This window comes from Oceanisphaera sp. IT1-181 (genome assembly GCF_033807535.1).
GTDB lineage: Bacteria > Pseudomonadota > Gammaproteobacteria > Enterobacterales > Aeromonadaceae > Oceanimonas.
On sequence record NZ_CP136856.1, the window covers coordinates 2,852,115 to 2,867,996 of the forward strand.

Annotated in this window: 13 protein-coding genes; 2 read left to right on the top strand and 11 right to left on the bottom strand. The window is 51.1% G+C overall.

The genetic code is table 11. From position 1 onward, the window contains the following. Window positions 1–13: 13 nt before the first annotated feature. The 5 genes from aroK to pilM all read right to left on the bottom strand — a co-directional run bounded on the left by aroK (window position 14) and on the right by pilM (window position 4,334). A complete protein-coding gene (aroK, locus tag R0134_RS12610) occupies window positions 14–532 on the bottom strand; it encodes a shikimate kinase AroK (RefSeq protein ID WP_087035048.1) in 519 nt (172 codons plus the stop codon). Window positions 533–1,334: 802 nt separating this feature from the next. Then, entirely contained in the window at window positions 1,335–1,901 is a 567-nt protein-coding gene (locus R0134_RS12615) for a pilus assembly protein PilP (protein ID WP_319782306.1), read from the bottom strand. A gap of 83 nt (window positions 1,902–1,984) precedes the next feature. After that, the gene (locus tag R0134_RS12620; RefSeq protein ID WP_319782307.1) at window positions 1,985–2,620 is read right to left on the bottom strand and encodes a type 4a pilus biogenesis protein PilO; all 636 of its coding nucleotides are present in this window, start codon (window positions 2,618–2,620) and stop codon (window positions 1,985–1,987) included. Continuing rightward, window positions 2,617–3,309 (bottom strand): PilN domain-containing protein, encoded by a 693-nt coding sequence (locus R0134_RS12625; protein ID WP_319782309.1) that lies wholly within the window; start codon window positions 3,307–3,309, stop codon window positions 2,617–2,619. The genes R0134_RS12620 and R0134_RS12625 overlap by 4 nt, the downstream gene beginning before the upstream one ends. Further along, window positions 3,297–4,334, bottom strand: coding sequence for a type IV pilus assembly protein PilM (gene pilM, locus R0134_RS12630; protein WP_319782310.1), 1,038 nt, complete (start codon window positions 4,332–4,334; stop codon window positions 3,297–3,299). Before pilM ends, R0134_RS12625 begins: the two co-directional genes overlap by 13 nt. 161 nt (window positions 4,335–4,495) lie before the next feature. Here pilM and R0134_RS12635 point away from each other — a divergent pair, with 161 nt between their 5' ends. Then, window positions 4,496–6,874, top strand: coding sequence for a PBP1A family penicillin-binding protein (locus R0134_RS12635; RefSeq protein ID WP_319782312.1), 2,379 nt, complete (start codon window positions 4,496–4,498; stop codon window positions 6,872–6,874). Window positions 6,875–7,759: 885 nt separating this feature from the next. Here the strand turns inward: R0134_RS12635 and oxyR are convergent. The 4 genes from oxyR to dusA all read right to left on the bottom strand — a co-directional run bounded on the left by oxyR (window position 7,760) and on the right by dusA (window position 12,585). Beyond that, complete coding sequence (gene oxyR, locus R0134_RS12640) at window positions 7,760–8,671, bottom strand: DNA-binding transcriptional regulator OxyR (protein ID WP_319782314.1); 912 nt, start codon at window positions 8,669–8,671, stop codon at window positions 7,760–7,762. 219 nt (window positions 8,672–8,890) lie between these two features. Next, window positions 8,891–10,366 carry a dihydrolipoyl dehydrogenase gene (locus R0134_RS12645; RefSeq protein ID WP_319782315.1) on the bottom strand — a complete coding sequence of 492 codons (1,476 nt, stop codon included), beginning with the start codon at window positions 10,364–10,366 and terminating at the stop codon, window positions 8,891–8,893. A 312-nt stretch (window positions 10,367–10,678) separates the two neighbouring features. Continuing rightward, window positions 10,679–11,407, bottom strand: a complete 729-nt coding sequence (locus R0134_RS12650; protein WP_319782316.1) for a glutathione peroxidase — start codon at window positions 11,405–11,407, stop codon at window positions 10,679–10,681. Between the two features lie 191 nt (window positions 11,408–11,598). Beyond that, window positions 11,599–12,585, bottom strand: a complete 987-nt coding sequence (gene dusA, locus R0134_RS12655; RefSeq protein ID WP_319782317.1) for a tRNA dihydrouridine(20/20a) synthase DusA — start codon at window positions 12,583–12,585, stop codon at window positions 11,599–11,601. A 132-nt stretch (window positions 12,586–12,717) separates the two neighbouring features. Here dusA and zur point away from each other — a divergent pair, with 132 nt between their 5' ends. Then, on the top strand, window positions 12,718–13,167 hold the full coding sequence (gene zur, locus R0134_RS12660; RefSeq protein ID WP_319782318.1) for a zinc uptake transcriptional repressor Zur: 450 nt from the start codon (window positions 12,718–12,720) through the stop codon (window positions 13,165–13,167). A gap of 92 nt (window positions 13,168–13,259) precedes the next feature. On the opposite strand, the gene alr is transcribed toward zur, so the two are convergent. Together alr and dnaB are read right to left on the bottom strand one after the other, a co-directional pair. After that, complete coding sequence (gene alr, locus R0134_RS12665) at window positions 13,260–14,348, bottom strand: alanine racemase (RefSeq protein WP_319782319.1); 1,089 nt, start codon at window positions 14,346–14,348, stop codon at window positions 13,260–13,262. A 9-nt stretch (window positions 14,349–14,357) separates the two neighbouring features. Then, window positions 14,358–15,752, bottom strand: a complete 1,395-nt coding sequence (dnaB, locus tag R0134_RS12670; RefSeq protein ID WP_319782320.1) for a replicative DNA helicase — start codon at window positions 15,750–15,752, stop codon at window positions 14,358–14,360. Window positions 15,753–15,882 lie beyond the last annotated feature (130 nt).

The window sequence follows — 15,882 nt, forward strand, 5'->3', positions numbered from 1 at the left end:
GATCTCCTGTCCGTTACAGGCCGATCAGCTCGGCGATTTGATGGGCAACCAATTTGGCGCCTTGCTCGTCGGTGCGTACTACGTAGTCGGCAATTTCTAGATACAACTCGTTACGTTCCGCAGCTAATCGGGTCAGCACGTCTTCGGGTGCTTCTTCGGTTTGCAGCAGTGGGCGACGTTTGTCTTTTTGTACGCGAGCCAGTTGCTTTTCTACCGGTGTTTCTAAGTAGACCACAATGCCACGCGCCGACAGCCGGTTACGGCTTTCTTTGCTTTTGATGGAGCCACCGCCGGTCGCCAACACTATGCCCTGTAACTCACTCAGGTCGTTGATGACTTTTTCTTCACGATCGCGGAAGCCTTCTTCGCCTTCGACATCAAATACCCAGCTGATATCGGCACCGGTACGGCGCTCAATCTCATGATCGGAGTCATAAAACTCCATATGCAGTTGCTGCGCTAGGTATTTACCGATGGTGCTCTTGCCCGCACCCATAGGCCCTACAAGGAAGATATTGCGTTTCTCAGCCATGTTACACGAAATTCTCACAAACGAATGCGCCCCACGAACACCGCAGGGTCGACGATGGACCTAACCTTAACTTTCTGAAATGGGACGCCGAATTATCGCAACTGAACCGGTCGCTGGCAAGCGACAACGGCCATTAGGGATCAAAGAGGTCTTGAGTCAGTCCTCATGCCTGGCGTCCCACTTCTCGTTTTAGGTCTCTTGGCGGTCAATTTAGCCGCTGTTGTTCAAGGCATACGAATACTAAAATTCAAATACTAGGCGCACAATACGGGGCGCGGCCCAGATAATCAACTCGCGCTTGCTACATTCGTGCGCCGTGAATACAGCACCGTTTTCTATATAGCACGGATGTAGGCGCGGTTTTAACCGCGAAATGGCGCAGCGCGCCATCCCAACGCCGAGCTCATCCCATTACATGGTTTCACGGTTTTGCAAATTCAAAAAATAGTGATGCTTTAGATAAGAAAAGCTGGCCGGTGGCGATCTACAAGGGCTGGCGTTTTGGTAGAGGCCGTCTTTAGCTGGCCGGTAATGCGCAGCGGCATTAAAAACATCAAACACCACCACGAGTGCAGGTAAAATTCCGATATTTGATATTTGCGTATTTATTTAGTTTCTTGTTTTGTTACACAAAACCGGCCGGCTAAAGCGGCCTCTACAGGGCCGTGGCGCGCAGCGGCACCAAAAACATCACTACGGGTACAGGTGTCGTACTGAGATTTGATATTCACCTATTAATTAAATTTCTTGTTTTGTTACACAAAACCGGCCGGCTAAAGACGGCCTCTACAGCTCGCGCTGATTAATACAGATGCAAGGTAATGGCATGAGTATTATTGCAGCCTGCGTTTATTGTATGGCTAGGGGTAAGCGTCACAGATTGCGCCGTGATGGCCGTTACTTTACCCAGATCCTCGCCTAAATCAGCGGCGGCCTGATTGTTCACCTTAGCGATCAACCGCTGACCAAGCCTGACTGGATAAATTTCCGCATCCGCCACTTGAATCAATGCAGAGGCTGCCCCGCCCTTATGGTGTTCGTGAAAAACAGCGCGTAAGACTAAATCAGGCAGTGGCGCTAATTCACAAGCAGGCAGGATCTCATTGGCCTGCAGCTCAGCTTCGGTGGCGATGTTTAAGCTGGTGCTGATTTCACTGGCTGGGCGATTCGCCGCTAATGATAACGGCTCCCAGAAAAAAGGATTACGCGCCGCATGAGCTTGATACACAAGCGCTGGGTAAGCCGTTACCGGCAATAAAGATGGCGGCCCATTTCCTTCTTGGGTTTTGGCTTGGGCTTTAGTCTGTGCAATATAGTCGACCATGGGCTCGGGCTCATTGCAGGCACTCAACATCAAGCTTGCAACCATCAATAGCACCCTATTTAAACGGTATAAGCAGGATAAACCCCTTAAGCCGAGTGATCGTCGCAATATTTCACAGCTATCGTGCATCATGGTGAGTCACGTTCCTCCCGATTAGCATAGACATAGGCGGTCGCTAATACGCTCATATTCAGCCGTTCATTCGGCGGGTTAAACTCAACGCCACTGTCAGTTACGGCTGGCTTAGTGTCTGCTCGGCGTATCTCTAAGCTATCAATCACCACCAAACGCGGCAGTGCCGATACTTGCGCTGCAAACTGGCCTAATTGGTGATAATCCCCTTGTAAATGAAGTTGCAGCGGTAACTCGGTGACAAGGGCTAACGGGCGCTCGGCCTGCCATTGAAAACCGGTGAGCATTAGGCCATGAGTTTTGGCCAAGGTACTGAGATCGCTAAGCAAGGTTGCTGCTTGTCGCTGATTGGGCAGTTGTTGCATGGCGCTCGCCACTTGCTCTTCTAGCTCGAGCACCTGTTGCTGATAGGCCGGTAAACTTGCGGCCAGTTGCGCTTTATGATGAAAAGTGCGTTTTAGCTCCGCCTCTTGTTGCAGTGCTTGCTGCCATTGCACCCAGTGCTCATTCAGATAAAAATAGCCGCCGCTTAAACACAACAGCGTCGACACCAAACCCAGCAATAACCACTTAGCACTGCTCGGCCAAAGCGCTACTTGCTCTAACTCCAACTCATGTAAGGTCCAGCTCATGACTCCTCCTCTTCGATACTAGGCACTGTAGCAACCCCACTTGCTGACCAAGTCGGCAGAGATGGCATGGCAGGAATTGTGGCACTGGGCGGTATGGATATTGGGGGCTGTATAGCTATTGGAACAGTTACAGTTTCGGGAGCCGATATAGAGAGCTGCAATGAAAACTGCTTAGTCAGGGCTTGATCGGCAATCCGAGCATCACCGGGTAAGGCTTGTGCTTGCAGCCGAGGCTCACTCAGCCAAGCGGCCTGCTCTATGTGTTGTACTAACAACGATAATTGATGGTAACTCTGGGCTTGTCCTTTTAGCTCCAGCGCTTGTTGCGCTAAATGGACGCTATCTAACCTTACACCTGCAGGCAGCCAAGTGGGCAGCTGATTAAGCAGGCGCACGGCTTGGCTGCGCCTTTGTTGAAATTGCGCAATTAAGTCGCTGCGCGCACTCAGTTGTTGGCCTTGTTGGCGCGCTTGCTCTATATGACGCAAGGCCTCGTCGAGTTCAGTACTTGCCTGCTGCAGTTGGGCATTACGCAGCTGTTGTGCCTGTGCTTGTTGCTTAATTTGATGGGTCGCCACCAAGACAGCGGCCACGGTTAACACACATACCAAGGCCAGCTGCCCGATAAAGCGCTTTTTCTGCCGCTCTTGGTGCTGCGCCCTCCAGGGCAATAAATTTATATTAGACATGGCGATACCCGACGCAGTGCCAAGCCTAAAGCGGTACTCAACGCCGGCGCCTCAGGATAAAGTTGAGGCTGACCGCCAAAAATGGCACTAAAATCAGGCAGTTGCACGGCTATGCCCAAGACATGACTGAGGCGCGCCACTAATTGAGCAAGATCCGTATCACTGCCACAGAGCAGCAGTTGCGAAGGCGGTGTTTGACCTGAGTTACTGCAAAAAAGCTGCAGCTGGCGTTGCGCTTGGCTGGTAACCTGCGCCATATAGTGTTGATTGCTCAACTTGGCTGGTTCAGAGTCGGCGGCCAAGGGCTGTAAACGCTGATAAATGATCTCGCCTTGATATATCACCATAAAGGTGAGGCTTTCGGCGCTAAGCTCTAAAACGGCCACGCGTTGTTCGGGCGATGGCGCTAATAAAAAGCACACCGCTCGCGCCAAAGCATGGCTGCCAATATCCACCACTTGCGCACGCCAGCCTACTTGGCGCAGGGCATCAACACGGGCTTGTACATGCTCAGTACGAGCGGCACTGAGCAGTATCTTATCGCGATCTGGATGCAGATCACTGGGCCCTAGTATTTCGAAATCTAAGCTAATTTCAGCTAAGGGAAAGGGAATGTGTGCCGCCGCTTCTTGCTCCATATGATGCGCCAGCATTTCAACGGGCAAGCTATTAGGCACATGCACTATTTTAGTAGTAACGCTGCTGCCGCTTACGGCAGTGGCTACGTTGCGGGTGCCTACTTTGAGCATGCGGCGCAACTGCTTAAGCGCGTCTACTACTTGCGCCACATTATGTAATTGATGATCAACGATGGCACCGCTTGGCGTGGCCACACTGGCCATGGCCTGCAGCTGATACGCAGCCGGCTGGTCGCCAATAGCAGGGAGAGCGCGCAGCGCCAAGGCGTGAATACGCTCACACCCAAAATCGATACCGAGTAAGGTCTCGCTTGAAGTATTTCTTTTAAATCCTCTGCTAACACTAAAAATAGTGCTCAGTTTTGTGCTTAAATTAGGGCTCAACATAGGCATCCATGCAGTTGATGAGTCGCGACTTAAGCATAGCCAGCATCGGTAAATTGCGGGCGCGATTGACCTTTTAAAAAACAAAGCGCTCGAATAAGCACGCCGACACAGGATATACTTGCGGTCTAAATGAGCGATAAATAATTCTGGGTTACTACTACATGCTTAAATGGCTAATTCGCCTCTTCATATTCGGTTTATTCTTAGGCTTTTGCGCCATAGCTGGCGTGTTTGTGCTTTATCAACAGGTAAAGCCTGAGTTGCCAGATGTATCCGAGTTAAAAGATATTCGTCTTGAAACGCCAATGCGTATTTTCAGTCAAGACGGTGAGCTGATCTCTCAATATGGCGAACAACGCCGTACGCCAATTGCAATTGAAGACATGCCACCTATGTTGATTGATGCGGTATTAGCGACCGAGGATGCGCGTTTCTATGAGCATCCCGGCATAGATGTGATTGGTATTAGTCGTGCGGCCGTAGTCTGGTTTACCACAGGTGAAAAACGTCAAGGTGCCAGTACTATCACCCAACAGGTGGCGCGAAATTTCTTTTTAACCCGGGAAAAAACCATTACCCGCAAAATTAAAGAAATTTTCCTCGCCATGCATATCGAATCTTTGTTGAGTAAAGATGAAATTTTGGCGCTGTATTTAAACAAAATAGCGCTGGGTCATCGCTCTCATGGTGTGGGCGCGGCAGCACAAGTGTATTACGGTAAAGAAGTCGCGGATCTGACCTTGGCAGAAGTGGCCATGATTGCCGGCTTGCCCCAAGGCCCCTCCGTATTAAACCCCATCAGCAACCCCACTCGTGCCGCAGAGCGCAGAGCCGTGGTGCTGGGCCGTATGCTAGATACTGGCAAAATTAGCCGCGCACAATACAACGAAGCCATGGCCGTGCCTGTGGCAGCGCGCTACCACGGCGCCGAAATTACCCTTAGTGCACCTTATATTGCAGAAATGGCGCATCAATTCGCCTTGAGCATGTTTGGTGAAGATGCTTACACCCAAGGTTTAAAAGTCTATACCACAGTGCAATCAGAGGAACAGCAAGCAGGTACACAAGCATTGGTGGATGGGTTGCTGGCTTATGATTTGCGCCACGGTTATCGCGGTGCCACCGAGCAATTATGGCAAGGTACGGCTTGGTCAAACGAACAAATTACTGAGCATTTGGCGAGCTTACCCAGCTATTGGCCATTAGAGCCGGCGGTCGTCACCGCAGTGGCGGCGCGCAGTGCCACCGTACAAGTTAAGAATAAAGGTGAGCTGACTTTGGCGTGGGATGGCCTAAAATGGGCACGCCCCTATATTGCCGACAATCGCCAAGGCCATGCACTACGCCAAGCTAAAGATGCCGTCGCGGTGGGGGACTTAATTTGGGTGCGCCCGCAAGGTGAGCAGTGGATGCTGGCGCAATTGCCAGAGATTAACGGGGCGCTTGCCGCCCTTGATCCCAATAATGGCGCCATTACCTCACTCGTGGGCGGCTTTAACTTCACCTTAAATAAATTTAACCGCGCCCAACAAGCAGAGCGACAAATGGGTTCTAATATTAAACCCTTTATCTATTCGGCAGCGCTGGATAATGGCTTTAGCCTAGCGAGCATGGTGAATGATGCGCCCATTAATCATTGGGATCCGGGTACGGGTAAAAGCTGGCGGCCGCGTAACTCGCCAAACGTCTATGACGGCCCAATGCGCGTGCGCGAAGCGCTAGCCCGTTCTAAAAACGTGGTCTCTATTCGTTTATTGCAAGGCACGGGCATTCCGATAGCCCTGCAGCGCCTCAACGACTTAGGCTTTGATACGGCGAATATTCCCGCCACCGACAGCCTAGCGTTAGGTTCGCCGTCTGCCACGCCTTTGCAAATGGCCACCGGCTATGCGGCGTTCGCCAACGGCGGTAAAAAAGTCACGCCGTTTGTGGTACAACGCATCGAAGACAGCAACGGCATAATCTTGTATGAAGCCGAGCCTATGGTCACGCAGGTGATCAGCGAAGAGACCTCATTTTTAATTAGCGAAGCGCTCAACTCCGCCATTTGGGGCGGAACTAGCCGTGGTCGTCATTGGAACGGTACCGGTTGGCGCGCCGGAAAAGCGTTAAACAGACAAGATATTGCCGGTAAAACTGGTACCACTAACGAATCTCGTGACGCTTGGTTTTCTGGCTTCACCCCGGATCGCGTAGCCAGTGCTTGGGTAGGCTTTGATGACTTTGGCCGCCCCTTAGGCCGCACGGCTTACAACGCCAACCTTGATGGTAACCAAGTAGCCGGCGGCGAGTTTGGCGCCAGTACCGCCCTGCCCATTTGGATTGGCTATATGAAGGCGGCGCTCGCACAATTCCCTGAGCGCGACCGACCTATGCCCAGCGGTTTGTATACCGCGACTATCGACCCTAACACTGGCTTGAAAACCACAGGTAAAGGAATAACTGAGTATTTTGTGCCCGGCACCGAGCCTAAATACTACAGTCGCCCAGAAACCAGCCAATCCTTTGGTGGCACCAGCGTCACGGATGATTTGTTTTAGAAAATTAGCACCGAGCTAAATCAGAAAAAATCCACGCCAAGGCGTGGATTTTTGTTTTAGCAGCGAACGGCAAGCACACATCCACGTAGGAGCATGGATACGAGGTGGTTTTTTTGTAGAAGCCGCTTTAGCCGGCTGGTGGCGCGTAGCGGTACTGTGTCTATCGTTCCCATGATCCGACGTGGGAAGTCTAGCGTCGTGCCACAGGCACCGAGCAACTGACCTGGCCACTGGTTATCAAACAGCGTAGATGCAGCAGAATGGCGATGGTTATTAAACTTCTCGTTTTGTTGCACAAAACCGGCCGGCTAAAGACGGCCTCTACATAAGTAATCCGGCATAACTTATGTGGATAGCCAAGCTCCAAACTGCGGCGAAGCTCTCTTCGCCGAAGAGACGGCCACCTACGAAAGATACCATACCCCGTAGCCGGCAATTTATTCGCCGGGCCAGCGTAGCTGGTTAGTTTTAGAACCAAACCTAAAGCCAAACCGTGCTGAATAAATTTGCACCTACAAGGTCAAAACCCAGCGCTAAGACAGTGGCTAAGGAGTCTTGAATCTTTTAAGAGCCTGTAACGACAAAATCCACGTTAGTTCCGCAGCATTACTTAAGTAATAGCTCATAACTTCTGTGGAATTTTCGGTCAATTTTTCTTAAAAAGCTAAAACCTATCGGCCACGGAAGGCACGAACAACTGAAGGAAAAATAGTGATTAGATCTGAGAAATCCTTAAGTGGTAAGGGCCAAACACCCCATTATCAGAGATCAAGCTCTTACCGTCTAACATATCTTTGGCCTTTGTCGCACGTGAACTGCGTCCGTGCCTTCCGTGTTCTTCCGTGGCAAAGAAGATTTTTTCAGTTCCACATCTGTTATAGCGTTCTACATAACCACAATACCGACGCTGCTCTTAATCAGTTTCGCCATTTCATTAAAACAAGGCCGGCGCACTGAATGGCTGCGGTGTAATAAGCTGATGGCTCGGCTGGGCTCGGGATCCACCACCGGAATATAGCTAACGCCGCCAGTGCTTTGCGGGAGCTGGTTTTGCTGCGTATTAATGGCTAACTTGGGCATTAAGGTTAAGCCTGAGCCGGCGGCCACCATGTTGCGCAAGGTTTCAAGACTGGTGGCTTTAAAGTGCTGATCTTCGCCAATGCCGGCGGCAAAGCAAAAACCCATGGCTTGATCCCGCAAGCAATGGCCATCTTCCAGCATTAATAACTTCTCGCCTGTTAGCTCACTCAAGGCCACTTGACTACGGTTAGCCCAAGCATGGTCGCTGGGCAGTGCCAGCAGCATAGGCTCGAGATACAGGGGCAAGCTACCAAAATTTTCCATGTTATCGAGCTGCGCTAAAATCAAACAATCGAGCTCGCCATCGGCTAATTGCTTGAGCAGGGTATGGGTCTGTGCTTCGTATAAATACAACTGCAACTCAGGAAAGTGCTGCTTAAGGGCTGGAATAATATGCGGTAATAAATAAGGCCCTACAGTTGGGATCAAGCCGATGTGCAGCTCACCGGACATGGGATCGGTAAAGGTGCGCGCTATGTCTGTTAGCTCTTTGGTTTCCGCCAAAACCCGCTTCGCCTGAGCGGTAATAGCGTCGCCAGCGGGGGTGAGCAATACCGAACGAGACGTACGCTCGATCAGTATAACCCCTAACTCTTCTTCTAATTTTCGTAACTGACCGCTTAACGTCGGTTGACTAACAAAGCACTTCTCGGCGGCCTTACGAAAGTGGCGCTCTTGGGACAGCGCCACTAAATATTCCAAATCCCGTAAATTCATATAGGTCCTTAAAGCAGCGCCGAGCACCAAGCTCAATAAAGGGCGGTGTTGGTCTTTTAGCTCGGCGCTTGGTGCTTAGCGCTAGGCGCTGTTATAACTCGTCGCACGTGACCTCTTCCGTGCCTCTCATAAACTAAGAGGGAACTTTTTCCGTGGCAAGAAATAGGTTTAGGTTTTATCTTTTCGCTAGGCGCTTGGTGCTCGGCGCTCGGTGCTGAACTAATCCCCTACCCCGCATTCCATGCAGCGGTCTTCGATGGCGGAGCCTAGTTTTAAGTTGGCGTTTAAATCGCGCAACGCGGTTCTTAAGCCTTCTTCTACGACGGGGTGATAAAACGGCATGGTCAGCATTTGGGCCACTGTCATTTCACTTTGATGGGCCCACGCCAATAAGTGCGCCAAGTGTTCGGCGTCCGGCGCTATCATCTCGGCGCCCAGAAAGCGGCCGGTAACGGGCTCGCCGTATACACGCAGCAAACCTTGATTGCGGCGCATCACTCGGCTGCGACCTTGATCTTCAAAGCTCGCTTCACCAACGGCAAAGCAAGCACCAGACTCAGAGATTTTTTGGCCGCCCTGTTGAGAACGTAGCTCTAATGCCTGATAACTTTCGCCGACCATGGCGATTTGCGGCGAGGTAAAGACGATAGACAAAGTACTGTGCCTAAAGCCTGGCAACACCTGTGGAAAACGCGCCGCATTATCACCAGCAATGCGCCCCTGATCGTTAGCCTCGTGCAACAGCGGCAACTGATTACTGGCATCGCCCGCGAGAAAAATATGCGCCATGCTGGTTTGCATAGTGTGGGCATCCACTATTGGCGTGCCCTTTTCATCCAGCGCTAGCGCCAGTGTCTCCAGCCCCAGTTTATCCACATTGGGCTGACGACCGGTGGCGGCAATCACATAATCCACCAAGATAACTTCATTGACGCCTTCGGGATCAGTAAATTCAATTTCAACCTGCTCGCCCACCCTGTGCATGCGTTGCACTTTGGCATCCGTGTCTAAATAAAACTCGGCACTGAATAAGGTTTGGGCGTAGTCCATTACTTTTTCATCGGTAAATGGCCCTAATTTTCCGCCCCGGCCCAGCATCCACACTTTAACGCCTAAGCGATGCAGCGCTTGCCCTAACTCTAAGCCAATCACACCAGGGCCAAATAAGGCCACCGACTTAGGTAAATCGTCCCAAGCAAAGACATCATCGTTGATCACTAATCGATCACCCAATTGCTGCCAATCGCTGGGATAGGATGCGCGCGAGCCGGTGGCAATCACAATACTGGTCGCCGTGACTTGAGTGTGCTCATCCACCATTAAGGTATTGGCGTCGATAAAGCGGGCAAAGCCGGTGAGCTTATTTTCAGCTGGAATTGAGTCGATGGAGTCGATAACCAAACTGACGAAGCGATCCCGCTCACTCTTCACCCGCTGCATCACCGCTTTGCCATCTATGATGAGCTTGCCCGGCTGTACACCAAAGCCGGTTGCTTGGCGCACTGCATGGGCGCTGTCGGCGGCGGCAATCAATAACTTAGAGGGCATGCAGCCTACCCTCGCACAGGTAGTGCCGATCGGGCCAGATTCAATAAGCAGCACTTTTTTACCCTGCTTACTGGCGGTACGCCAAGCGGCTAAACCCGCAGTACCACTGCCAATAATGGCGACATCGACTTGCAGCTGTTTGCGCATCTTTACTCCTAGGCTTAATCGATAGCTCAGAAAGCTAGCTGTTCAGAACAATTTATTCTGAGCATTGGATGATTCCTAAATCCGACCATTCAACGTTAGACTAAATCCATAAGCAAAACAGCCGGCTAATGACTAAACAGGATCGAGATCAAACATTAACGCGCCCAGCTAAACCCACAGCGCCGACTTTCGTCGGCGCTGTGGGTTTAGGTATGTATTACTTAGGTGTTTTACGCAAAGTACATTGCTAATTCTTCGCTGCCGCCCATCTAAACGAGTGACGGCCATCGACAAAGATCTGCTCTATCATACTTATGCTAAGTATTCGGTCAGCTCTTCACTGCCACCAATATGGCGACCATCAATGAAGATCTGCGGTACCGTGCTACGACCGGATACGGCTTTTAAGGTAGTGCTGCTCACGCCTTTGCCTAATACTACTTCTTCAAAGCGCATGTTTTTATCTGACAACATTTGCTTAGCACGTAAGCAGAACGGACAGCCTGGCTTACTAAATACGGTAATGGCCGAGGGCTTAAGCGCTGTAGGGTTAAGGTAAGCCAGCATGGTATCGGCGTCGGACACCTCAAACGGGTCACCTGGCTTATTAGGCTCGATAAACATTTTGTCGATAATGCCGTCTTTCACCAGCATAGAATAGCGCCATGAACGCTTACCAAAACCTAAGTCTTGTTTGTCCACCAACATGCCCATGCCGTCGGTAAATTCACCGTTGCCGTCTGGCAGCACACGAATATGCTCGGCTTCTTGATCCGCTAACCAAGCGTTCATCACGAAAGTGTCATTCACACTTAAACACACGATATCGTCGACGCCGTTTTCGGCTAATACCGCGGCTAACTCGTTATAACGTGGTAAATGAGTGGAAGAACAAGTGGGCGTAAAGGCGCCGGGTAGTGAAAACACAGCTACTGTTTTACCTTTAAAAATATCGTCAGTGCTAACATCCACCCACTGCTCGCCTTGGCGAGTTCTAAATGTAACCTGAGGAACAGCCTGACCGGTTTTATCTTCTAACATAACTTACCCCTTAATGAGTGTGCTTTGTTTTAAGTGTGTTTTGCTTCAATGGAGTCAGTATGCCCAAACTGATGGCGTAAGTTAAACCGTTAGTTTCTATTGGATTGATAGGCGCCACCTATCAACCCAATTATCAGCAGTGAGCTTTAAGCGATCAGCTAAAAACAAACCAAATGCTGGGCGCTAGGCCTTTAATCGATATAACAAAACTCGGGCACCTTGGACATGGCCGCTTCTACGACTTCGGGGCCGGCACCGGGTTTGTGGGCATTTTCACTTAAATGGCGACGCCAAGCGCGGGCACCCGGTAAGCCTTGAAATATCCCCAAGGTATGGCGCGTTACGTTGCCGAGGTAGGTATTTTGGCTCAGTTGCTGCTCTATATAAGGCAACAATTGGCGGATCACTTCATGGCGGCTCGGCACTTCATAGCGATCACCAAACAGCTCGCCATCCACTTGTGCCAAAATATAGGGGTTTTGATAGACCTCACGGCCCAGCATAACGCCATCGAGTTGTGCCAAATGCAGCTTGGCTTCATCTAACGTTTTAATGCCGCCGTTTACCGCTATGGTGAGATTGGGGTAATCACGCTTGAGCTGATAAACACGCTCATAATCCAGCGGCGGCACATCGCGGTTTTGCTTAGGGCTTAAGCCCTTCAGCCATGCTTTGCGCGCATGTACGATTAGCGCATCCACGCCCACTTCGGCTAAGCCATCGACGAGCGTGCAGAGAAATTCATAGCTATCGAGCTCATCGATACCGATGCGAGTTTTCACCGTCACAGGAATGGCTACTGCCGCCTTCATGGCCGCTATGCTGTCAGCCACACGCTGAGGCTCAGCCATTAAACACGCGCCAAACATGCCGTTTTGCACTCGATCCGACGGGCAACCGACGTTGAGGTTAATTTCACCGTAGCCGCGCTGCTCGGCTAACACGGCACAGGCCGCCAAGGCGCTTGGGTCGCTGCCACCCAACTGCAATACCAAAGGATGCTCTGGCTCACTAAAGCTGAGGTAATCACCTTTGCCATACAAAATCGCGCCGGTAGTGACCATTTCCGTATACAGCTGCGCATGGCGGCTCATCAGCCGATGAAAGTAACGGCAATGGCGGTCAGTCCAATCGAGCATTGGGGCGACGGAGAAGCGAGCACTGGGATAATGAGTCATATAGTTGAGGTCTTTTTGTACAGAAAGGCCGCCATTATACCCAAGGCGGCGCACTACCCAAAGCTTGTTTAGATGAAGCTAAAGATGAGTGTGGTAAGATGCGCGCTGTGATCAGTGAGGGTGCTATCAAATATGTCTATTCCACATCAGCTTGAGCGTGCGGATTTGCTGTGCAAACAGCGCGGTGTGCGCTTTACTCCGACTCGCCGTAATGTATTTATGCTTATCGCTGAATATCCGGGAGCGGTGAGTGCCTATGACTTATTAGATAGGCTAAAAGAGCGAGAGCCCAACGCTAAGCCGCCCACTGTGTATCGAGCCTTGGATTTTTTGTTAGCGCAGGGGTTTGTGCACAAGGTAGAGTCGTTAAATGCCTTTTTGTTTTGTGAGCATTTTGACGAGCATCACCCCATGCAATTGCTGATCTGTAACCAATGTGGCTTGGTGATAGAGCTGCACGATGAAGCCATCAATCAGGCTTTTGAGCATCAAGCGCAAAACAATGGCTTTGTGATCACCAATCAGTCAATTGAAGCCCACGGCCAATGCCGACAGTGCCAAACAACACAAAGTGAGGCGTGAGGTGAAAGGAGTGAGGAGCAAAACTACACTCGCAAGCTGATGTTGTAAGGCAGCAATTAACACCTCTCACCTCACTATTTACACCTCACAGACTAATCCACGTATTCCCAGCGTGGGCGGGCGGTTAAGCGGGTCACCAGCTCATAGGCAATGGTGCCTACGTGGCGCGCCACTTCTTCTGCGGCTAAGCCCTCTCCCCACAGCAAGACTTCATCCCCTACTTGCTCATCGCCCTCAGGGCCTAAGTCGACGGTGGCCATGTCCATAGCTACGCGACCCACTAAGGGCACGCGACGGCCATTAATAAGCACAGGCGTGCCAGTCGGTGCCATGCGTGGATAACCATCGCCGTACCCCACGGCTATTACGCCGATGCGGGTATCTCTGGGGCTAATCCAGCTACCTGCATAGCCCACCGGCTCGCCGGCTTTGTGCTCGCGCACCGCAATTAAGCTGCTAGTAAAGTTCATGGCGGGACGCAGGCCGACGTCTGTGCCCTGCTGGTCGCTAAAAGGCGTAATGCCATAGAGCATGATGCCGGGGCGAATAAAATCTGCGTGTGCTTCAGGAAAGGCCATGACACCGGCCGAGTTACAGAGCGCGCTGTGTTTCACCTTGCCAGCGGTGGCTTGCTTAAACCGTTTGATCGCCGCCTCGGTAATGGCGCGCTGCTCGGGCTCATCGGCGCGGGCAAAGTGGGTCATGGCATTCACCGGCTGTACCACTTGCTTGATAGCGCTTAACCGAACCAATATTTCTTCGGCCTGCTCGGGGCTAAAACCGATGCGATGCATGCCGGAATCAATTTTTAGCCACACCGTAATGGGCGCGGCTAAGGGCGTGCGCTCCAGTAACGCCAGTTGCTCGGTTTGATGAATACAGACTTGGAAGTTATGAAGGGCAGAATATTGCAGTTGGTCGGCGTTTAAAAAGCCCGACAGCAACAAAATAGGTTGGGTGATACCGCCGGCGCGCAGCTTTTGCGCTTCTTCAAAGCGCGCTACGGCAAATAAATCGGCTTCATCTTTTAACGCAGCAGCCACGCTCAAGTCACCGTGACCATAGGCATTCGCTTTAACTACTGCCATCACTTTAGCCGTGGGGGCCAGTTGCTTAGCGCGGCGAAAATTATGCTGCACTGCTGCTAGACTGATGCGAGCAATAGCTCCGTGTGCATCCATCCTTGCTCCTTAATATTCATCATCAAATGCCGGCCCCGCATAGTTATCAAAGCGCGAATATTGCCCCTGAAACGTGAGCCGAACTCTGCCTATAGGTCCATTTCGTTGCTTGCCGATAATGATCTCGGCGATACCTTTCTCAACGCTATCGTCGTGATAAACCTCATCGCGATAGATAAACATAATCAAATCCGCATCTTGCTCAATGGAGCCTGATTCACGCAGATCCGAGTTGATCGGCCGTTTATCTGCGCGCTGCTCTAGGCTTCGGTTTAGCTGCGACAATGCCACTACCGGCACTTCCAGCTCTTTGGCCAAGGATTTCAGCGAGCGTGATATTTCGGCAATTTCTAGCGTCCGGTTTTCTGATAAGCCCGGCACCGTCATTAACTGCAAATAATCGATCATGATCATGCTAATGCCGCCGTGCTCGCGGGCAATACGCCGTGCGCGCGCTCGTACTTCGGTGGGCGTTAAGCCAGAAGAGTCATCAATATAAAGTCGACCCTTCTCCAGCAGCATGCCCATGGTTGAAGACAATCTGGCCCAATCTTCATCATCTAACTGCCCAGTTCGGATCTTAGTTTGATCGATGCGCCCTAAGGACGCGAGCATCCGCATAATAATCTGCTCAGAGGGCATTTCCAAGGAGAATATTAGCACAGGTTTGTCACTTGTCAGTGCAGCGTGCTCACAAAGGTTCATTGCGAAAGTCGTTTTACCCATAGAAGGTCGCGCGGCCACGATAATCAAATCGGAGGACTGAAAGCCAGCGGTCATTTTATCCAGATCTTTATAACCGGAAGACACACCGGTAATGCCCTGATGCGGGTTTTTATAGAGCTCTTCTATTTTACCGACGGTTTTTTCTAGCAAGCTGCGCAGCGGCTGTGGCCCTTCATTGGCATTGGTGCGGCTTTCGGCAATTTTAAAAACTTTGGTTTCTGCCAGATCAATCAGCTCACCCGCATTACGACCTTGAGGATCAAAGCCCGCCTCGGCGATGTCATTGGCCACGGCAATCATTTCTCGCACTAAGGCCCGCTCACGCACGATTTCTGCATAAGCGCCTATGTTGGCGGCGCTAGGGGTGTTTTTGGCGATTTCGACTAAATATGAAAAGCCACCGACCGTATCCAAAGATTCGTGGCGCTCCAGATCTTCTTGCACCGTGATCAAGTCGATGGGGTTGTTCAGCATGCTCAGACGCTGCATAGCTTGAAAAATTAAGCGGTGCGGCCGACTATAAAAATCCGGCTCAGAGACTTTTTCCGACACTCGATCCCAGGCATTGTTATCCAGTAATAAGCCACCCAGCACAGATTGTTCTGCTTCAAAGGAATGGGGCGGCATTTTTAGCTGGGCCACAGCCTGATCGATTTTAGTGACGGTTTTCTCGCTCATGAAGTTCTCTCTGCTATTACCTATGACCAGGGCGTGAGTAGGTCAGTCATAAGCGGTTATTGTACTGTGATAGCCGACCATTAACATCTGTTCGATTATCTGCACCCAACGACTATTCAGTGTTATTCTT